Source organism: Winogradskyella immobilis, assembly GCF_021887715.1.
In the GTDB taxonomy this organism is placed as follows: domain Bacteria; phylum Bacteroidota; class Bacteroidia; order Flavobacteriales; family Flavobacteriaceae; genus Winogradskyella; species Winogradskyella immobilis.
Map to the genome: position 1 here is coordinate 85,334 of NZ_JAIQXX010000003.1, position 20,249 is coordinate 105,582.

Sequence of the window (20,249 nt, forward strand, 5' to 3'; positions counted from 1 at the left end):
GTCAAAACAAAAAGAAGGTAAGAAAAAAAATAGTAAAACTCCTGCTGCCAAAACAGCTAAAGAAAAAAAAGCTGCTAAAATTTTAAAACGAAATGCAAAAAAGCATTTAGAATAGAGAAAAGGAAAACATTAGAACATTTGAAGGATGAAAAATAGTGAGTTTGAAGAATCTATTAAATTTAATTTACTGGACTTACTAAATTATAGTACGAATACTATTGGAGTAAAAAATATAGTTGTTGAAAACACATGTGTCATACAAGTCTTCGCTTTTGATTTTGGAAAAGTCCAGTTATATGAGGAGTCCCCTTTTTCTCGATTCATTTATATTATTGAAGGAAAAGCTGAAGTGGTTATCAATAACTATTCCACCTTTATGCAAACTGGAGATTCAATTCTTATTCCTAAGGCTGTTAGCAGTTCAATTGAAGCTAATCAACCATTCAAGATGATCTGTACTACAATAAAAAATGATTAAAGAATTTACTTTACTCTTAAAGAAATAATAACAAAAAATATCATGGAAAATAGATTTAAAGCTGGCGATTTTGTGTTCGCCAAAGTTAGGCCTTCAGTGCCACTCATTGTTAGAGTATATGCTAGGAAAATATATTATTGTAATGTTCAGGCTGACCCTACTGCAAAAGAACTTGTCTATTTTGAGAGAGAACTAATGCCCTATATAGAGGATCAATTAAAAACTAATAATTTAAAAATTAATAACTATGAAAAGTAATGCATTAGTTTATTGTGAAAATGAATTTGGAAATACAGATGGAAAAGTTGCAAATGGTTTAGTTCGTCAGTCGGAAACCTATACAATTGTTGGAATTATTGATAGTACAAAAGTTGGTTTAGATGCAGGCGAATATCTCGACGGTATAAAAAATGGGATTCCTGTTTTCAATAACATGGAAAGTGCTTTAAAAGAATTGAAAAATATTCCTCAATATTTTATTTATGGTATAGCACCTCTCACTTCTTTTTTGAGTAACCAACAAAAAGAAATAATTTTCACTGCTATCAAGTACGGAATGAATATTGTTAATGGTATGCCAGAATTTTTAAATGATAATGTTCAATTCAGAGATATTGCCATCAAATATGGAGTTACTATTCAGGATGTGAGAAAACCTCCAAAGCGAGAAGACCTACATAATTTTACAGGGGGTATAAAGGATGTAAAGATTCCTATAATTGCAGTAATGGGAACTGACTGTGCAGTAGGAAAACGAACGACTGCTTTACTTTTGGTAAACGCTTTGAGAGAAAGGGGTTTTAATACTGTGTTTGTAACCACAGGGCAAACTGGTATACTCCAAGGGTCAAAATATGGTGTTGCTATAGATGTTTTAACTTCTGGTTTTGCTTCAGGGGAAGTTGAAAATGCTATCTTAAATGCTTGTAAGAAAGAACAGCCAGATATTATAGTTGTTGAAGGTCAAGGTGCTTTAAGCCATCCTGCTTTTACTTCTTCAAGCGCAATTCTACGTGGTGCAATGCCAGATGCAATTATTCTTCAACATCCACCAAGGAGAGAAAATTATTGCGATTATCCTAATATCCCAATGTTGTCACTAGAGGATGAGATAGAGATGATAGAAATATTTTCTAAATCAAAGGTAATTGCTATTACTATTAATCATGAAGATATGACTGATCGAGAAATTGCTAATACTATTATAGATTATCAAATAGATTATAACCTACCTACTACAGATGTCTTGAAGCATGGATGTGATAAACTGATAAAGGAACTATTAAAAACATTTCCGAAATTAAAGAGAGAGCCCGTATTACTTTGAAACTCCCTAGGATAGATATTGATATTGGAAAAATCGCCCATAACATTCAACAATTAAAAAAGCTATATGGATCCAAAGGAATTCAAATTACTGGTGTTACAAAGGTCATTGGTGGCAATCCACTAATCGCTTCAATTTTAGTAAAAAAAGACATAAAGATTCTTGCAGATTCTAGAATTGAAAATATTGTGAAAATGCGAAAAGCTGGTGTTCAAGCAAAATATTTGCTATTGAGAACACCTGCTTTAAGCCAAGTAGAAGAAGTTGTTATTTACACAGATATAAGCTTAAATTCTGAACTCATTGTCCTAAAAGAGCTATCAAAATATGCCATAAGGAATCAAATTATACATAAAGTGGTTCTTATGGTAGAGCTGGGAGATTTACGAGAAGGAATTATGCCTTTAGAAATAAATAACACTGTAAAAGAGGTGCTACTATTAAAAGGGCTTTCCTTAATAGGGATAGGTTCAAATCTTGCTTGTTTTGGAGGAATAGGTCCTGATGCTAGCAAAATGAGTAAGCTATCATCAATAGCGATACATTTAGAGAAAAAATTTAAAATTAAATTAACAATTATTTCTGGCGGAAATTCTGCAAACTATCATTGGTTCAAATCTTCAAAAAATGTGGGTAGAATAAATAATTTACGATTAGGAGAGTCTATCTTTTTAGGAAGGGAGGCACTTTGCAGAAAGCCAATACCTAAACTCTTTACAGACATTTTTACATTAGTGGTTGAAGTTATTGAATCAAAAATAAAACCTTCCAAACCTTATGGCAAAGTATTTCAAAATGCCAATGGAAAAATTAAAAAATTTAAAAAAAAAGGTTTAATGAATAGAGCTATCCTAGCTATAGGAGGACAAGATGTTGATGTTTCAGGAATTACACCAAGGCAAAACATTGATATTTTGGGCGGAAGTAGTGACCACATTGTGATAGATAACACCAAGTTAAATTTAAAAGTAGGAGATACTGTAGAGTTTGACTTGAACTATAGTGCTTTATTAAGAGTGTTAAATTCATCATATATAACTAAAAATACAATCAATTTTAATGAATGTAAAAGCGTACTGCAAAGCAGTTGAAGCAAAAGATAGTAGAAACAAACTTTTAACTCCTTCGATCAGAATTTTAGAAAATAACTCGCCATTAATGAGTTTAATGAATACAGATTTTAATTTAATTTTTGAGCCTTCTATTTCTGTAGATTATATGTACCTCGTTAGAGAAGATATTCTTGCAAAAATAGGGAGGATTAGTAAAAAGTTAAATGCCCAAAATAAGATGTTGATTATTCGATCAGCATGGAGATCTTCAGAGCATCAACAACTTTTATGGGATACTAAATTTGAATTCTTTCAAAAAGAGCATCCAGAAAAATCCTTCTCCGAAGTTAAAAAAATTGTTAATTATTTTATTGCTTTTCCTACAAAGTCAATGCATGCTACTGGAGGTGCAGTAGATGCATTAATTTATGATAATGCTAAAAAATGTGTGATGGATTTTGGCACGAATAAAGGATATGATATAAATCTTTCAAAAAAGTGTTATCCTTACTATCCCAAAATTAGTGAAGAAGCTAAAGAAAATAGAGCACTATTAATAGGCTTGTTTGAAAGTGAAGATTTTGTATGTGATCTAAAAGAATATTGGCATTTTGATTATGGAAATGCTATTTGGGCAATCGTAAAAGAAAAGGGATTTGCTATTTATAGGTCAATCTCTAAATTAGATATATCAATTAATACAAAAAATTAAGTAGTCCTTACTAATGAAAACTAGATTGCTAAAACACAATTATATAGATTTGAATTGAAAAAAATGTTTATTGAAATAACCACATTTAAAAGTTGAAGTAAGTTCTACAAAACATTAAAAGTCTCAAAAAGTCGCTTTGTTTTCTATCATTTTTTTATTAGCCACAACGTTTAGATAAAATGAGTTTTAATTCTTTTTATCGGTTGATAAGCGAAGTTAGTTGTTATAAAGCAGCAAGTCAATACGTAGTTCTATGTATATTTTAAAGAAAATGAGCGTTTTACATCAGTTTTTAAAGATTTTTGGTGTTTTGCTTAGCAAAAACATAGATGCTATTGTAGAGTGTAGAATTGTTTTATTGCATTTGTAGAAATAATGAGGCATAAAAAAACCATAGACAGAAATTAAATTCTGCTATGGCTTAATGTTATAATGTTTAGGTGTTTTTAGTTTCTACCAGCCATTATACCTCCGTCAGTATCCCAAATGGCACCAGTTACCCAAGATGCTTTTTCTGATAGTAAGAAAAGGATGCTATTTGCAATATCATTTGGCTCACCAATTCTCCCGATTGGGTGAAATGCGTTAAAACCAGTTAATGCTTCTTCAGCTTCTTGTTTACCACCAAAAACACCATGATATACAGGCGTATTTACTACTGCTGGTGATACCGCATTAACTCTAATGTTATCATCTGCTAATTCCATAGCTAAATGTTGTGTTAAAGAGTGTAAACCTGCTTTTTGCATAGAGTATGCAGAAGATGGTGTTGCTTTAACCGCTTGTTTTGCCCACATAGAACCTACATTTACAATAGAACCTCCACTAGTTGCTTTCATTTTTTTAGCAGCACTTTGCGTAATAAAAAAGAAACCTCTGTTTAAATCTAGGTAAGAGTTGTAATCTTCCATAGTATGGTCTAGAAATGGTTTTGGGCCAAAAATCCCTGATGCATTTACAAGGTAGTCTAGATTGTCTAAAGACTCAATTTTTGAAGTTAAAGCGTCAACTTCAGATGCATTAGAGATGTTTGCTGTATGCTTAACAAGGTTAGGTGCATCTGCTATTTTATCGACATTTCTTCCTACGACATGTACTGTAGCTCCACTTTCTAATAAGGCATTCGTTGTCGCATTACCAATTCCGCTTGTACCTCCAATGACTAAAGCCACTTTGTTTTGTAAATTTTCCATTTGTTTTTATTATTTATAATTATTAATTAATTCCAATTTGGTTTTTTCTCAATGGCATAGCCATCAGATATTGTACTCCCTTCTAAAGAGTTTTCTTTTGCTTGTATAACGATAAATGTAAAGGTCTCGTCAGTGTTATTTCTAATAGCTCTTTCGGTATCTTTAGCTACTCTTACCAATGTACCTTCTTTAAGATCTACATACTTATCATTAAGCAACAGTTGTCCTTGTCCTTTTACGCATAGGTATATTTCTTCGTTTTCTTTGTGTTTGTGTAAAAAAGGAATTGCTGTATTTGGTTGCATGCAATTAAACGAGATCTCAGAACTTGTTAATCCTAAATCGTCTTTTACAAACTTTTTACCATCTAATTTAAAATCTGGACTGGGTTGAAATACATTTTCAGTTAAGTTTGAGAATTCTCCTAATTCTATTTTAGAGTAGTCGTTTGCTGTTTGTTCGTTGTTATTCATTCTTTTTTAATTAAAAGACAGACAAGTCTGTCTAAGTTTGTGTAAATTTTTTATCTTATGATTTTAGAACATAAATGTTTTGCCTCTTTTATTGGCCAATCAACCTGGTGTAAATGGCTTTCACTTACAGCACTTTCGTAAAGCAAATATATTTTTCGAGAGAGTGAACTTATGTCTTCTGTTTTAATTTTTTCTAAATTGTTTGTGACAAGTTTTTCTATAAGCTGAATGAAACTGTTTTTTTGCTTTTGTATTTCGTTTCTTATAACTTCATTGTCCTTTGGAATTTCTGAAACTGTTTTAATGCACCAACAACCATTAAAATCTTTAGCCTGAAAAAACAATTGAAGAAAATCGAAAATGGCAAGTATTTGCTTTTTTCCTTTTGGTTTAGTGGTGGCAAATGTTTCAATATCTTTAATAAAACGGGTATCCTTAAAGCGTAAATAGGCAAGGCAAATGTCTTCTTTAGACTTAAAATGATTGTAAAGCGTTGCTTTAGCAATTCCTGCTTCCGAAATAATTTCATTTATTCCAGTAGAATTATAGCCATTTTTATAAAATAAAGATGAAGCCGTTTCAATAATTCTGCTTTTTGCCTCAGAATGTTTCATGGTACAAATATAAAACAATATTTTTAAAAATAGACAAGTCTGTCTACTTTTGTGAAATAGAGTGTAAAATTAAGATAAACCGACTGTAATTTTATTAGAATTTACTGGTCGTAACGCTTTATCTTGTAATCTTTTTTAAAAGTTTTCCAGATGTCTAATAGCTCTTTATAAATTTCTGGATGCGTAGTTTTAATATCAGTTTTCTCATTAGGATCTTCAATAATGTTGTAGAGTGCAAATTTAGATTCGTCCCACATCATGCCAGGGTTGACTAATTTCCATTGGCCTTTGCGTACCAAAGCATGGTGATGGTGTTCCATAGTCCATGCTTCATCATCAGTATGTACTTCTGTAGTTTCTCCTTTTAATAGTGGTAGTACAGATTTACCACGTAATGGATAGATGGTAGTATCATTGTAAGTTTCGGGATACTCAGAATTTGTGGCATCGTAAAAGGTAGGAGCAAGATCTGTAAGTGTTATAAAACTACGATTTAAGCTTCCTTTATTAATTTCATTTGGCGCTCTAATAATTAACGGTACACGAATACCTCCTTCAAAAGTATATTGTTTATAATACTTAAACGGTGCTGAACCAGCTTCTGCCCATGACCCTCCATAGGAGACAAAAGAAGACGCTTTGCCCATATTATCATAACTGTTATCGTAATTGGTTTGAAGAAACTCTGTAAAAGGTCCTGAGTTATAAAAATCGCGGTATGCAGCACCATTGTCACTCATAAATACAATGATGGTATTATCGTACATATCATTCTCTTTTAGAGTAGTAACTAACCGACCTACATTATCATCTAAGTTTTCTAGCATGCCTGCATAGAGTGCCATTTTACGGGTTTCTATTTTTTGCTGTTCAGTGCTTAAAGAATCCCAAGGAGTAATATTTGGGTGCAATTCTGGTAATGGATGGTCTTTTGCAATAATACCTTTTTCTTTTAAGGCTTCTAATCTGCGTTCACGCAAAGCTTCGTATCCATCTGCGTATTTGGCTTCGTATTTTTTCCAATAGCTGCTATCGACTTGCAATGGCCAATGTGGAGACGTATAAGCGGCATAAGCAAAGAATGGTTTGTTTTGTTTTTTTCCTTCTTTAATGAAATCAATAAGGTAATCGGTATATACATTGGTGGAATATCCATTTTCAGGCCATTTTACAGTATTTCCGTTATAAGAATATGTAGAAGGTAAGTCTAAAGCTTCAAACCCTAAAGCATTATAATGATTTCCACCACCTTGATGTAATATAAATGATTTTTGAAAACCTTTTTGATGAGGCAATTGATCGGCTTTGCTTCCTAAATGCCATTTACCAACCATATAATTTTGGTAGTTGTTTTCAGTTAGTACTTGAGGAATTGTTACTACACGATCACTTAAAAAACCTTCGTAACCCCATTGGTCTCCTGTTCTATGAAATTGCGAACCTACACCAGCCATATGGTTATCTGTACCTGTTAATAAAGACGCACGCGTTGGTGCGCAACTTGGGGCAGAGTAGAAGTTAGTATACCGAACACCTTCTGCGGCTAAAGCATCTATATTTGGAGTGAGAATGTCACTACCAAAGCAACCTAAATCGGCATAACCCATATCATCGGCCACAATAAGTAGAATATTGGGAGGTTTTACGGCAGTTTCAATAGGGTTAGAGTCTTTACAAGACCAGCAAAGTATTAATAGTAGTATTAGACTAAAAGTTCTCATGTATTGATGACTTAGCTTACAAGATATTATTTTAAATTGAAACTCTAACTAAGCCTATGAAAATTGCTAGACGTTTATTATATAGAATTTAAATAGGTTATTAACTGTTCTACTGCTTTTCCACGATGCTCAATTCATTCCTGCGAAGGCAGGAATCTTATAAATTAGATAAGTGACTTATCAACTGTTTTACTGCTTTTCCTCTATGTCCTATCTTATTCTTTTCATTTAAAGAGATTTCAGCGAAAGTTTTAGTATAACCTTCAGCTTTAAAAATAGGATCATAGCCAAAACCTTTATTCCCAGATTTTTCTTGGGTGATTTCTCCTTTACAAATGCCAGTAAACGTTTTTAGTTCTCCATTAAGATGCAAAGCAATAACCGTTTTAAAATGTGCGCTTCTATTGGATTTATCTTTAAGATTATTTAAAAGCTTATTCATATTGTCGGCATCATTGCGTTGTGGACCAGCATAACGCGCCGAGAACACTCCTGGTTCATTATTTAAAGCTTCTACTTCTAAGCCTGTATCATCTGCAAAACAATCATAACCATAATTATTTTTTAAATACTCTGCTTTTTGTATGGCATTGCCTTCAATTGTCGGTTGTGTTTCTGGTATGTCCTCAGTACAACCAATATCAGATAAACTTAACAGATTTATATGTTTGGGTACTATAGATTGTACTTCTTTAAGCTTATTTAGGTTGTTGGTGGCAAATACTAAGGTCATGTGTTAATACGTTTAGAGTTGTAAAAATAATACTATTCTTATTGAACTTAAAGTTGTATAAGAATAGATAAATGCCTCCTCGAGCGCAGTCGAGAGGTTCTTATAGCACTAGATTATAAATAGATCTCGACTGCGCTCGAATAGGCAGAATTTCTAACTTTTAATATCGTAAATAAATAGCTATAACTTATAGTCTGAAATAATCCGTTTAAGTTTTGCTTTTAAATCTTCACCTGTATCAAAAATCATTTGCTCACTTGTAGGAAATGGAACGGCTCTGCTGTTTATTAAATTACGATCATCACGGTTTAAAGCGCGTCTGTCTCCTCTAAATCTAGCATAAAAGTTTTCGAAAATAAAACCACTGTCTATATCAAAATTTTCTATGATTTCATTATTTACAATATCGCTAAATACAACATTAGCAATAATTTGTGCAGATTTTATTTGCTCAACCTCAAAAAGTCGAGCTCTTACATTGATAAACTTATCTTCTTTAATATCATTACCTAAACTGTCTTTTAATACGTTGCCGTTATCATCTAGTTTATATTGCCAACCATCTTTAATGCGTCTCTGTCTTACTACTTCACGCTCTTTAACCTGTTCTGGTGAAATATTAATACGAGCCAATTGCAATTGCATGGCATAATCGTATTCTAAACTGTCATTTGCATAGGCATGATATTCTGACCAAAATTGATCTAAACCATAGGTGTCAAAATCGAGTAAGGCGTCTTCTAATCGACGTGGAATAATTTGATTGGTCTGGTTTTCTATAGAAACAATGACATGGGCAATGCCACGCTCATGCGCTTCTTGTAATAGCTCTCGTGTTTTTTCGTAATTTGGATTAATACGCTCTATATAATCCAGCACATCATAAGCTTCTCTAATGGTATACTTGTCATCAGATTCTAACAATGCAATACCTCTTTCATAGAAATAATCTGATACATTTTCTCTAGATACAGCAATATCATTGTTGTAATTATTAAAATTGAAAGCGACTGTTCTGCCATTAATTGCTAATGGCAATAATGGTTTTAAAGCCTCTTGTCGCTTATCTAATGCAACATAAGTTTCATAGATACGCTGATAATACTCAGGGTTATTAGATGTTTTTAAACCTTCAATAGCACTAAGATCACGTTCATTAGCTTTATCGTAAGCATCTTTAAGCAATAAAATATAGTCTTGTTTACGCTTAGCACTTTTATTAGTACGTAACTTTTTAATAGCATCATACATAGCTTTATTATAATTGCCAGAGGTTAATGCGCGTTCTACATTTTTCTTGCTTCCGCAAGACACAATGAATAGAACTAATACGAATAGTAAAGTAGTTTTTTTCATAATCGTAGATTTTATGGTTTGGTAGTTAAATTTCAATTATGATGCCAAACTTCGACAAGCTCAGTTTTCAGGTATTTTTAAACACTACAAACTTAAAAATTAATGTTTGATATATATAAAGTTATTAACTTCAATTTTTCTTAAAGTCTGTATGATTTTTAGAGAGTTGAGGTAATATATTATGTTTGTTATTAATTAATGCCTCTTTCTTTTTTCTACTCCAACCTTGAATTTGTTTTTCTCTATAAAATGCATGGTCTATTCTATCAAAAACTTCATGATAAACCAATTTAATAGGTAAATATTTTTTAGTATGATTTGCGCCTTCTCCATTTTGATGCTCTAGTATTCGTTTTTCTAAATTAATAGTGCTACCTGTATAATAACTACCGTTAGCACATTCTAAAATTTAGGCATAATAGATTATTTTTTTTAAGATTATACGTATTAAAAATTAATAGCTGGGTTTATTATAAAACTATTATCTGAACCGAATTAAACTGCTAGCTGAACCTAACTAAAACTAATAACTGAGTCTAACTAAAACCTTTAGCTGAGCTTAACTAAAACTTGTAGCTGAGTCTAACTAAAACTGGTAGCTGAACTTAACTAAAACTGGTAGTTGAGTCTAACTAAAACTGGTAGCTGAGCCTGTCGAAGCTAGTTGTTTTTCTTTGAGTTAAATACAGGTAGTAATTGTGTTTTTACAGAGCCAAAACCGATACGCGTACCATCATTTTCACAATAACCTCTCATAATCACAGTATCATAATCATTAATGAATTTACGTTCTGTGCCATCTTTCATTTTAAGTGATTTAGTGCCTTTCCATGATAGCTCTAACATAGAGCCATAAGAATCTTCTGTTGGGCCAGAAATAGTTCCGCTTCCCATCATATCTCCAGAATTTACAGGACAACCATTAACCGTATGATGTGCTAATTGTTGTGCCATATTCCAGTACATATATTTAAAGTTAGATTTACAAACCGTAGCTTCTTTAGCACCTTTAGGTTGAATAGAAGCTTCTAAATTAATGTCAAAACTCTTTTTTCCGTTACTTTGTAAATAAGATAAGGGCTTAGGATTTTGCTCAGGGCTTTCTACTCTAAAAGGTTCAAGTGCATCTAAGGTTACAATCCAAGGTGACATAGAAGAGGCAAAGTTTTTACCTAAAAATGGCCCTAGAGGTACGTATTCCCATTTCTGAATATCGCGTGCAGACCAATCATTAAATAACACTAAGCCAAAAATATATTCTTCAGCTTCTTCAATAGGAATAGGTTCTCCAATATCATTAGCATCTGTAGTAATAAAAGCCATTTCTAATTCAAAATCCACCAATTTTGAAGGACCAAAAACGGGAGCCGTTGCACCATCAGGCATTGTTTGTCCTTGAGGACGATGTACAGGAATACCAGAAGGAATAATAGAAGAACTACGGCCGTGATAACCTACAGGTAAATGCAACCAATTAGGCATCAATGCATTTTCAGCACCTCTAAACATTGTGCCAACATTAGTGGCATGCTCTTTACTGGCATAAAAATCAGTATAATCGCCAATCTGAACAGGTAATTGCATTTCTATTTCATCTAAACGAAAAAGGATCGTTTCTTTATGCTTTGTATGGTGTTTTAATGTGGAATTTTCGGCGTCAAAAATTTCGGCAATACGATTACGTACTAAGCGCCATGTTTTACGTCCGTCTGCAATAAAATCATTTAAGGTATCTTGAAGAAAAATATCATCTGTCAACGGAATGCCTTCAAAATAACCCAATTGGTGTAATGCCCCAAGGTCTATAGCTGTATCACCAATACGTGTTCCGATAGTTATAATATCATCTCTAGTTAAAAATACACCAAATGGAATATTTTGAATTGGAAAATCTGAATCTTTATTGACATGTAGCCATGAGATGCGATCTGGATTATTAGCTGATAAAGGCATAAGGCAATTGTTGATTAAATGTTTGTTAATTTCTATTCAAACCTACATATTTTTTGAAATTAAAACTAATGTAATTCGTATTTTTGACATTCATTGTAATATTAGAAATAAACATATGCAACGCGACGAACAAATATTTGAATTAATCCAAGCAGAAAAAGAACGTCAGGTCGATGGGATAGAATTAATTGCTTCTGAAAATTTTGTTAGCAATCAAGTGATGGAAGCTGCTGGTTCTGTATTAACTAATAAATATGCAGAAGGTTATCCAGGAAAACGTTATTACGGAGGTTGTGAAGTTGTTGATGAAGTAGAACAGATTGCTATAGATCGCGCAAAAGCTTTATTTGGTGCATCTTATGCAAATGTACAACCACATTCTGGAAGCCAGGCAAATACAGCTGTGTTTGCAGCGTGTTTAAAACCTGGAGATACTATTTTAGGTTTCGATTTGTCGCATGGAGGACATTTAACACATGGATCACCAGTTAATTTCTCAGGAAAATTATATAACCCAACGTTTTATGGTGTTAAAAAGGAAACTGGGTTAATTGATTATAATATGTTGGCTGATGTTGCAGAAAAAGAACAACCTAAGCTTATTATTGCTGGTGCTTCGGCTTATTCTCGTGATATGGATTTTGCAAAATTTAGAGAAGTTGCAGATAATGTAGGCGCGTTATTAGTTGCAGATATTTCTCATCCAGCAGGTTTAATTGCCAAAGGTATTTTAAACGATCCTTTACCACATTGCCATATTGTAACAACAACAACGCATAAAACTTTACGTGGACCTCGTGGTGGTATGATTATGATGGGAGAGAATTTTGAAAATCCATTTGGTATTCGTCTTAAAAATGGCAATTTGCGCAAAATGTCTGGTCTGTTAGATTCTGGAGTTTTTCCTGGAAATCAAGGCGGTCCATTAGAGCATATTATTGCAGCTAAAGCCATTGCTTTTGGTGAAGCTTTGACGGATGATTTTATGCATTATACACTACAAGTACAGAAAAACGCTAAAGCTATGGCTAAAGCATTTGTGGCTAAAGACTATCATATTATTTCTGGAGGAACAGATAATCATATGATGCTTATAGATTTGCGAAATAAAGATATTACAGGTAAAGATGCTGAACAAGCTTTAGTAAAAGCAGATATTACTGTAAATAAAAATATGGTACCGTTTGATACGCAATCTCCTTTTGTAACTTCTGGTATAAGAATTGGAACTCCTGCAATTACTACTAGAGGATTAAAAGAAGACGATATGGCTGGTGTTGTTGATTTAATTGATGAGGTTATTAATAATTACGAAAACGAAACGGTTCTAGAAGCTGTTGCCTCAAAAGTTAATGCGTTAATGAGCGATCGTCCATTGTTTATGTAAATTTAACTATTGATTTTATTCCAAAAGGCATCTTTGTAGGTGGCTCCAATAGGAATGTATTCACCTTCTATAACGATACGATTTCGTTCTATAAATGCAATATGCTCTAAGGCTACAATATAAGATTTGTGAACACGAATAAATTTATTTTTAGGTAAACTCTGTTAAAAATCTTTCATGTTTTGAAGCGTAAGTATCTTCTCTTCTTTTGTTTGTATAGCCACATAATCACTCAAACCTTTTAAATATAGGATATCAGAAAAAAATAGTTTTTGATGACGATATTCAGTTTTTACAAATAAGTAATTTTTGAAAGGTTTTTTATTATCTAACAATTCGTCCTTAAAATTATACAACTCGGTTAGTTTTTTTTATTAGTGGAATCAATAGCTACTAAGTTTGCTTTATAAAACAACAACTATGGACGCAAAATTTAATCATTTCTTAAACAGTATAGCCAATTCGGCTATTGCTTATATTATCGTTGTAAGCATCTTAAAACTCAATGGTTTTAAAATTGATAACAATTCAAAATTGCGTTTATCTAGAGTCGTAAAACGGTTAATCATCAACTTTTTGATTTATAAATTCATCTTCGTAAAGTTTGGTGTTGTCAACTTCTGGATTGATTATTTCTTCAGTTTTGATTTCATATTAGCTATATATATTATTTCAGTTATAATAACAATAACAAAAATAATATTGAACTCTAAAAATAAAACTGTTTTAAATGTTTTGAGTATAAGTTAGTAGAGTATACATGCAGTTTTAATCATCATCAGAAAATATAATACTTTCATAAGCTCCACTATCTGGCGAAGTGGTTCTTGAAATGCCTAAAATATCAAAAGGAACTTGTAACGAGAATAAAGGGTTTGCTAATCCATTAGCTGCTGAAGTTTCATCTATCTGTAACCCATTTTCAAAAGGATCTCTAAACTCAGGATCTTCATTAAAAATATTACCTTCATAGAATGTAATATCATCAAACATAAAGTTTTGCGTACCTTCTAAATTATTATTGTCAAAACGAAGTAAACAATTGGTAAACTTAAAATTAAACACATCTCCTTGTTGATCTAAAATAAATTCAGGGTTATCATTGCCATAAACAATACAATTGATAAAATTAGCTTCGAGTAATGGATTTGTTGCAATAGTTGTTGCATCAATCTGTACAAAATCGTTTAATAACAAAGCAGGAAATTCTCTAAAACTAGTATCCCAATAATTGGCAATAGTACTATGCGTAAAATTGTAACGACCGCCTAAAGTACCTGCAAAAGAGGATTGCCCTATATTATTAATCACTACATTTTCTCCTCTAATCGATGTAGCTCTTCCTAAAATACCAAAGGCGCTAAAATTATAAATTTGAGAATTTGTAATGGTAAGTTTATCAGTTGGCCCTGAATCATTTCCTTCAGCTAATATACCAATGGTTCCGTTTTTTATAGTGGCGTAATTAATGGTGTTATTAATACTACCATTAAACAACCATATGGTTCCCCATTGCCCTGGAATATCTGAAAATAGAGGTTCTAAGCGATCTCCTTCAAAAATCACTTCATTCTCTAGTGCTTCTGGATCATTACTAATTTCTCCATTAATTTGCAGCGATGCATTATCTGTTACTATAATCCCGGAATCGGCATGAAAATGGACTCGCGCACCAGCTTCTATAGTAAGTGTTTGCCCGGATCCAACGCCAGCATAACCATAGATGACATAAGGTTTTTCGTTAGTAAATGTTAATTCATTATCTTCAAGAAAACGCCCTTCTAGTGTTGTTTCATCAGGGTTGCCATCTCCGTCAACATCAAAAGTTAAGGTTTCACGCAAACCAGTAGTATTATCGCGTTGCGAGAAAATAAATATAGCATCTCTTACTAAAGTGACTAAATCGACATCTTGTTGCTCAGAGCCACTATCAAATAAAATACGATCGGTATATAAAAATTCGTTTTCTAAAGTAGGTAAGGTAGAAATATCTATTGTGGTTTCTATAAAAATAAAAAGGCTATCATTAGCTAAAAGTTCTACATCTTCAAAAAACTTACCTTCTTGATCACCTTCTAAACCTGTGCTTCCATCAACATTCATTCTATAAAAAGAACTTACTCCACGCTCTAGTTGTATGGTTGGGATAACGATATCTTCATCACTACGGTTAAAAATTTTTAAATTAAACGTACTTGAGCCGATATTGTTAAATACAGTATCTAAGAACACAGTATCTCGTTCAAATACTAAATTCCCTGTGCTTGGTCTGAATTCAAAATCCTCTCGACAAGAGCTCCAAAAAACAAGAATTCCAAAGCAAAGAAAAAAAGGTAATAGTCTTTTCATAAGTACAGTTAAAATAATAGGCTAAAAATATAACTTTTGAAGTTAGGATTTATTATGAAAGCTTGTAATTATGAAGATAAAAAATTAATTTTTGTCTTTTGCCATTTCAATAACTAGTAAAAATTCATCACTATATTTAATAAATAAATCTAAAAGTTGAACTCTACTATTGTAGTTAAGTAATCGTTCTTCAATCTCTTTAGCTTCACAGAATTCAAAGTACAGAGGTTGTAATTCTTTTTCTATTTTTAAGTCATTAACTAATAAGTTTTGATTAAAAAACGTATTGGTTTCAAAAAGTTTTACCAATTGATTGTAACTAATCTTTTTAGGTTCTGGAACTTTTTTCTTTTTAAAAAGTTTACCAACCAACCCTATAAGTTGTACTAAATCTGCGCCATATTTAGGAGCTGCAGTATACTTTTGAGGTTCTTTCTTTTTATCTAATTCTATAACATCTTTAAGTGTTCTGTTGAAAGATTCTTCTTCAAATTCTTTTGTTTTAGGTTGATTTTTTACTACAACTTCTCCAAGCTCATTAACCGCTTTCTTTACTTCAAAAACATAGGTGCTCTCAAAATAATCTTTATTAACGATGACATATTTTGGTTCGTGAAATAAAGATTCAAAAAAGATGGTATCCTTTATTTTAGCTTTAAGTTGAAACTCTCCTTTGTCATTTGTAGAGGTTAAAATCTTCTGAGTAATATTTAAAACCTTTATCCCTTTAACTGTAGATTCTGCATCATACACAATACCATTTACAGTTTGTGAGGCTACTATATAAGGCGATACAGTAAGAAATAATACAAAAAGCTTTTTAAACATAAGCGGTTGATTGATGGTTTGTTATACTAATTAACGTCAAAAATTTGTATAACGAAACTTCTTAAATAAACTTTAACCTAAGAAAATGTTAATTAAAAAGATTTACTATCTCTGATGTTATGCGTGTAGGTCGCTTACTTTTACTACTTACAAGGCACCAAGTGGTTTCAGAATCTATGATTTGTTTTTTAGAAGTTTGATTGTACATTTCTACTTTACGGACGGAACTCACTCCTTCCGATTTTAAAATAAAAGTTTTAATTAAAATAGAATCGCCAAGTAGCGCAGGAGCTTTATAACTAATATTATGATTGATTAATACCCAAAAGCAAGAATCTAAAATTTCTTGAGAAGCATTTTTAAGCCAATGTTCTTCAGCTATATCTTGTACCCATTGTACATAGCGCACATTGTTGACATGCAGAAGTTGATCTAGGTCGTCTTTAGTAACCGTAATCTGTTTTTGATAGATTTGCATCATATTGTATTGATGCTCAAAGGTAGAATTTCTAATTGTCTTTTTTAGCCTTTCTAGCGTCTTGTCTTGCTAATTTTCTAGCTAAGCGTTCTGCTTTCCATTTTAAGCGATTTTTGATGTTTTTTGCGTTCCACATATTTTGTTTTTCTAATCTTCTTTCATAATCACGTTTTTTATTTTCAATAGTCTCATAAATTTCTTCTCTGTATTTGGGATAATTAAAATATGACGTTTCTATCATTCCTGCTGAAAACCCACCAAGAACTACTTGTTCTAGAACAGATAGGTCATCTGCCATAGCAATATTAATGATAGAATTAGTGCCAACAATTTTTTCTGTAGACTTCATGCTTACAAAATTAAAAACTAGAGTATCATCATTTTTTACTTTTAAAGTGTATTTACCATCAATATCGGTAGAAGTCCCTTTTGCAGTTCCTTTAACTAATACTGTAACGCCAGGTAATGGTAATCCGTCTGAAGCTGCGGTAACGGTTCCGGAGATTATTTTTTCATTTAAAATAGATTGAGCAGGTTTACCTTTTACTTGAGGAATTTTTAAGCTATCGATTTGTTCTGTTTTTATGGGCTCTATTTGTGCAAAAGATTTTTGAACACCTATGGCTAAGAATGCAAATAAACCTGAAGCAGCCCAACTACGATAATTATTTTTTTCTTTACGGCTTAAAACAAGTTCTCTATTAAGTTGTTGGTTTTTAAAACGCCCACATAAATTGCCTTTAGTTTTAAACGTTTTAACAATTTCTTCATCGGTTTGATTGGTGAAATCGATAACCGTTTTATTACAAGCAGCGCAATGACGACCTTTATCTCGAGGTGTCATTTTATTCCAATCTTCGTGGCAAGGTTCCGGGATATTTACAGTAATAGATGTTCTCATGGTTGTTTTGATTTATAGATCAAATAACCAAAAGTATCTTAGTATTTAAAAATAGTAATGAGTAAACAATAGGTTTCAGTGAGTGAACCCTATTTCTTAGTAATCTTCACTTCAAAAAGTTTATCCCAAAGTTTGCCAGTAACAAAAACAGTTTCAGTTTCAGGATTGTAAGCAATACCATTTAAAACATCTAATTTATCATGTTGCGTTACTAATTTACTTAAAGGCGAAAAATCAATAACTCCTTCTACGACACCATTTTTAGGGTTGATAATAGCGACACCATTTTGTTGATATATATTAGCATAGATTTTTCCATTAATCCATTCCAATTCATTTAAACTCTTAATTTTACCTTTATTAGTGTAAACTTCTATTTTATCATCTTCAGTTAATGTAGAACTATTAAGTGTCCATATTTTTTCCGTCCCATCAGATTTATAAAGCGATGTGCCATCATTACATAAACCCCAGCCTTCAATGCTATGATCGTATCTAAATGTGCCTAACTTCTCAAACGTATTAACATCATAGATAATACCTGTATCTGCTTTCCAGGTTAACTGATAGATCTTGTCATTAAGTACCGTAAGGCCTTCACCAAAATAACCGTTTTTTAAATCTAGATTTTTTAAAACTTCTCCGGTTTTATAATCAACTTTACGCAGTTTAGATTCACCAAACTGGCCTGTACTTTCGTAAAGCTCACTTTTGTAAAACTCTAAACCTTGAGTGTAAGATGTAATATCGTGCGGATAAGTATTTACTATTTCGTAGGTATACAAATCTGGTGTTTTGTTATTTACAACCACTAAATTACTGGTAGCTTGCAAAGTATCACCATCACTAATAACTTGCGCTACAAGATTTTGTTTTCCTAGTTTGCTGTTCAAAGTTAAATTTGCTGTAACAGGTTTTCCGTCTAACAAATATTGCAAAGAAGATACACTTACACCATTAGGGTTATTTAAAGATAACTTTACAGTTTCTCCTATGGTTGCTTTATTATTCTTTGCAGAAGTTTTTACAGTAAGACCAGATGAATTTACGGAAGGATTGCCTCCACAATTCACTAAAAAAATACTTAATAAAATGATGCTGAAATATTTAAATGTCGACATAAAATGCATTTATTTTTTGGCAAGATATTTATAAAAAATAGGATTAAAAAAATATTGTGAAAGTATTAAAAGGTTGTATCTTTGCAGCCGGCAAGTCCTACACAACCAGCTCCTGCTGAATCCTCCAGGGCGGGAACGCAGCAAAGGTAAGTGGTCGTAGCGGTGTGATGTAGGTAGCTTGCCTTTTTTTGTGCTCTAAATTCTCCTATAAATTTGTATTTTGCTTTCTGAAAATTTAATACTATGGCATCAAGAGTTGTTTTAATTACTGGTGGCTCTTCTGGGATTGGTAAATCCATAGGAGAGTTTCTTCAAACTAAAGGATATACGGTTTTTGGAACAAGTAGAAATCCTGATAATTATCCAGATAGTAAATTTCCGATTATAGCTTTAGATGTAACTCTACCTGAGACTATTGATACATGTATTAAAGAGGTTTTAAGCAAAGTGTCTACTATAGATGTATTAATAAATAATGCTGGTGCTGGTATAACAGGACCTATTGAAGAAATACCTGAAACAGAAATTAAACGCAATTTTGAAACCAATCTTTTTGGCCCTATAAATGTAATCAAAGCTGTTTTGCCAACGATGCGTCAACAAAAATCGGGTTTAGTCATCAATATCACCTCTATAGCTGGTTATATGGGTTTACCTTATCGAGGTATTTATAGTGCTAGTAAAGGCGCACTAGAGTTAATTACTGAAGCGTTTAGAATGGAGCTTAAAGCATTTAATATAGAAATGTGTAACCTAGCTCCAGGTGATTTTGCAACTAACATCGCTTCTGGTCGATATCATGCTCCAGTATTAGAAGATTCTCCTTATAAAACATCTTATGGAGCAACATTAAAAACCATGGATACACATGTAGATTCTGGTGGTGATCCTAATAAAGTAGCAGAAGATATTTTAAAGATTATAACAACTCAAAAGCCTAAAATTCATTATAAAACAGGCGCTTTTATGCAAAAATTCTCTATTGTTTTAAAACGAATTTTGCCAGACAAAGTTTATGAGAAACTTTTGATGAATCATTACAACCTGTAAAAAAAGTGGTACGTTTTTTGTGATTGATAATCAAAAAAATCATCAATCATGAAATCAAAATTCACATTTTTATTACCTCTTATTGCCTTTATACTTTTATCTTGTGATGAAGAATTAGAATGCCTCTTTGGTTTAGAACCAGAGATTAATGAGAAATCGATCTCTAGCGCTGTAGTTAATCAACAATACTTCGATAGAATTACAGCCGAAGTTGATAATGCAGTTAATGACGACTCATTTGATTACTTTTTTACGATAACAGGAGATATACCAGAAGGTATCGATGTCATCTTTTTTCCTAGAAGTATTGAGTTTATAGGCGTGCCTGAAGAAACAGGATCTTTTGACTTTACAGTATTTTTAGCTGTTGAAAAAATAAAGAATGGTCGATTAGACTCTAGTCCAACATGTGAAGATACCGCAAGAACTGATTTTACATTATTTGTTACTGACGAATAAGTCTTGAGTGTCTATTGAATATATGTTGACTAAAAGTTAATTTCTTTTTTAAACAAGATGAAAT

The 20,249-nt window shown here is 32.2% G+C and carries 21 protein-coding genes, 1 other RNA gene and 1 pseudogene; 9 read left to right on the forward strand and 14 right to left on the reverse strand.

Going from position 1 to position 20,249, the window contains the following annotated elements; all coding sequences use genetic code 11:
- The first annotated feature begins 145 nt into the window (after positions 1-145).
- From K8Z87_RS03305 to K8Z87_RS03325, 5 genes are read left to right on the forward strand one after another with little or no spacing between them, the layout of a single operon-like run.
- Positions 146-478, forward strand: coding sequence for a cupin domain-containing protein (locus tag K8Z87_RS03305; protein ID WP_227476059.1), 333 nt, complete (start codon positions 146-148; stop codon positions 476-478).
- A 42-nt stretch (positions 479-520) separates the two neighbouring features.
- The gene (locus K8Z87_RS03310) at positions 521-736 is read left to right on the forward strand and encodes a hypothetical protein (protein WP_227476060.1); all 216 of its coding nucleotides are present in this window, start codon (positions 521-523) and stop codon (positions 734-736) included.
- Entirely contained in the window at positions 726-1,805 is a 1,080-nt protein-coding gene (locus K8Z87_RS03315) for a DUF1611 domain-containing protein (protein WP_227476061.1), read from the forward strand. Before K8Z87_RS03310 ends, K8Z87_RS03315 begins: the two co-directional genes overlap by 11 nt.
- Positions 1,802-2,896: an alanine/ornithine racemase family PLP-dependent enzyme gene (locus K8Z87_RS03320; protein WP_227476062.1), complete on the forward strand. Its 1,095-nt coding sequence runs from the start codon at positions 1,802-1,804 to the stop codon at positions 2,894-2,896. Before K8Z87_RS03315 ends, K8Z87_RS03320 begins: the two co-directional genes overlap by 4 nt.
- A complete protein-coding gene (locus tag K8Z87_RS03325) occupies positions 2,865-3,569 on the forward strand; it encodes a M15 family metallopeptidase (RefSeq protein WP_227476063.1) in 705 nt (234 codons plus the stop codon). Before K8Z87_RS03320 ends, K8Z87_RS03325 begins: the two co-directional genes overlap by 32 nt.
- Positions 3,570-4,015: 446 nt before the next feature.
- Here the strand turns inward: K8Z87_RS03325 and K8Z87_RS03330 are convergent, their stop codons facing one another.
- The 8 genes from K8Z87_RS03330 to fahA form a co-directional block, all read right to left on the reverse strand.
- A complete protein-coding gene (locus tag K8Z87_RS03330) occupies positions 4,016-4,762 on the reverse strand; it encodes an SDR family NAD(P)-dependent oxidoreductase (protein ID WP_227476064.1) in 747 nt (248 codons plus the stop codon).
- 26 nt (positions 4,763-4,788) lie between these two features.
- Positions 4,789-5,235 carry a cupin domain-containing protein gene (locus K8Z87_RS03335; protein WP_227476065.1) on the reverse strand — a complete coding sequence of 149 codons (447 nt, stop codon included), beginning with the start codon at positions 5,233-5,235 and terminating at the stop codon, positions 4,789-4,791.
- 50 nt (positions 5,236-5,285) lie between these two features.
- Positions 5,286-5,849 (reverse strand): TetR/AcrR family transcriptional regulator, encoded by a 564-nt coding sequence (locus tag K8Z87_RS03340; protein WP_227476066.1) that lies wholly within the window; start codon positions 5,847-5,849, stop codon positions 5,286-5,288.
- Between the two features lie 101 nt (positions 5,850-5,950).
- Positions 5,951-7,570 carry an arylsulfatase gene (locus K8Z87_RS03345; protein ID WP_227476067.1) on the reverse strand — a complete coding sequence of 540 codons (1,620 nt, stop codon included), beginning with the start codon at positions 7,568-7,570 and terminating at the stop codon, positions 5,951-5,953.
- Between the two features lie 157 nt (positions 7,571-7,727).
- On the reverse strand, positions 7,728-8,303 hold the full coding sequence (locus tag K8Z87_RS03350) for a non-canonical purine NTP diphosphatase (protein WP_227476068.1): 576 nt from the start codon (positions 8,301-8,303) through the stop codon (positions 7,728-7,730).
- A 180-nt stretch (positions 8,304-8,483) separates the two neighbouring features.
- Positions 8,484-9,659: a hypothetical protein gene (locus K8Z87_RS03355; protein WP_227476069.1), complete on the reverse strand. Its 1,176-nt coding sequence runs from the start codon at positions 9,657-9,659 to the stop codon at positions 8,484-8,486.
- Between the two features lie 130 nt (positions 9,660-9,789).
- Positions 9,790-10,068 carry a GIY-YIG nuclease family protein gene (locus K8Z87_RS03360; RefSeq protein WP_227476200.1) on the reverse strand — a complete coding sequence of 93 codons (279 nt, stop codon included), beginning with the start codon at positions 10,066-10,068 and terminating at the stop codon, positions 9,790-9,792.
- Between the two features lie 251 nt (positions 10,069-10,319).
- The gene (gene fahA, locus K8Z87_RS03365) at positions 10,320-11,612 is read right to left on the reverse strand and encodes a fumarylacetoacetase (RefSeq protein WP_227476070.1); all 1,293 of its coding nucleotides are present in this window, start codon (positions 11,610-11,612) and stop codon (positions 10,320-10,322) included.
- 115 nt (positions 11,613-11,727) lie between these two features.
- Between fahA and K8Z87_RS03370 the strand changes: the two genes are divergently transcribed.
- Positions 11,728-12,999, forward strand: a complete 1,272-nt coding sequence (locus K8Z87_RS03370; RefSeq protein ID WP_227476071.1) for a serine hydroxymethyltransferase — start codon at positions 11,728-11,730, stop codon at positions 12,997-12,999.
- A gap of 2 nt (positions 13,000-13,001) precedes the next feature.
- Here K8Z87_RS03370 and K8Z87_RS13990 read toward each other — a convergent pair.
- The 6 genes and pseudogenes from K8Z87_RS13990 to K8Z87_RS03395 all read right to left on the reverse strand — a co-directional run.
- Positions 13,002-13,148: pseudogene (locus tag K8Z87_RS13990) on the reverse strand (LytTR family transcriptional regulator DNA-binding domain-containing protein); the annotation flags it as partial.
- Between the two features lie 619 nt (positions 13,149-13,767).
- Positions 13,768-15,348, reverse strand: a complete 1,581-nt coding sequence (locus K8Z87_RS03375; RefSeq protein WP_227476072.1) for a hypothetical protein — start codon at positions 15,346-15,348, stop codon at positions 13,768-13,770.
- Positions 15,349-15,432: 84 nt separating this feature from the next.
- On the reverse strand, positions 15,433-16,176 hold the full coding sequence (locus K8Z87_RS03380; RefSeq protein WP_227476073.1) for a hypothetical protein: 744 nt from the start codon (positions 16,174-16,176) through the stop codon (positions 15,433-15,435).
- An 88-nt stretch (positions 16,177-16,264) separates the two neighbouring features.
- Positions 16,265-16,657 carry an acyl-CoA thioesterase gene (locus K8Z87_RS03385; protein ID WP_317207418.1) on the reverse strand — a complete coding sequence of 131 codons (393 nt, stop codon included), beginning with the start codon at positions 16,655-16,657 and terminating at the stop codon, positions 16,265-16,267.
- A 28-nt stretch (positions 16,658-16,685) separates the two neighbouring features.
- Complete coding sequence (locus tag K8Z87_RS03390) at positions 16,686-17,555, reverse strand: carboxypeptidase-like regulatory domain-containing protein (RefSeq protein WP_227476074.1); 870 nt, start codon at positions 17,553-17,555, stop codon at positions 16,686-16,688.
- Positions 17,556-17,644: 89 nt separating this feature from the next.
- Positions 17,645-18,676, reverse strand: coding sequence for a glutaminyl-peptide cyclotransferase (locus K8Z87_RS03395; protein ID WP_227476075.1), 1,032 nt, complete (start codon positions 18,674-18,676; stop codon positions 17,645-17,647).
- Positions 18,677-18,764: 88 nt separating this feature from the next.
- On the opposite strand from K8Z87_RS03395, the gene ffs reads away from it, so the two are divergent.
- The 3 genes from ffs to K8Z87_RS03410 all read left to right on the forward strand — a co-directional run bounded on the left by ffs (position 18,765) and on the right by K8Z87_RS03410 (position 20,185).
- Positions 18,765-18,863, forward strand: an RNA gene (gene ffs, locus K8Z87_RS03400) — signal recognition particle sRNA small type.
- A 56-nt stretch (positions 18,864-18,919) separates the two neighbouring features.
- Complete coding sequence (locus K8Z87_RS03405; protein WP_227476076.1) at positions 18,920-19,726, forward strand: SDR family oxidoreductase; 807 nt, start codon at positions 18,920-18,922, stop codon at positions 19,724-19,726.
- A 48-nt stretch (positions 19,727-19,774) separates the two neighbouring features.
- On the forward strand, positions 19,775-20,185 hold the full coding sequence (locus tag K8Z87_RS03410; protein ID WP_227476077.1) for a hypothetical protein: 411 nt from the start codon (positions 19,775-19,777) through the stop codon (positions 20,183-20,185).
- Positions 20,186-20,249 lie beyond the last annotated feature (64 nt).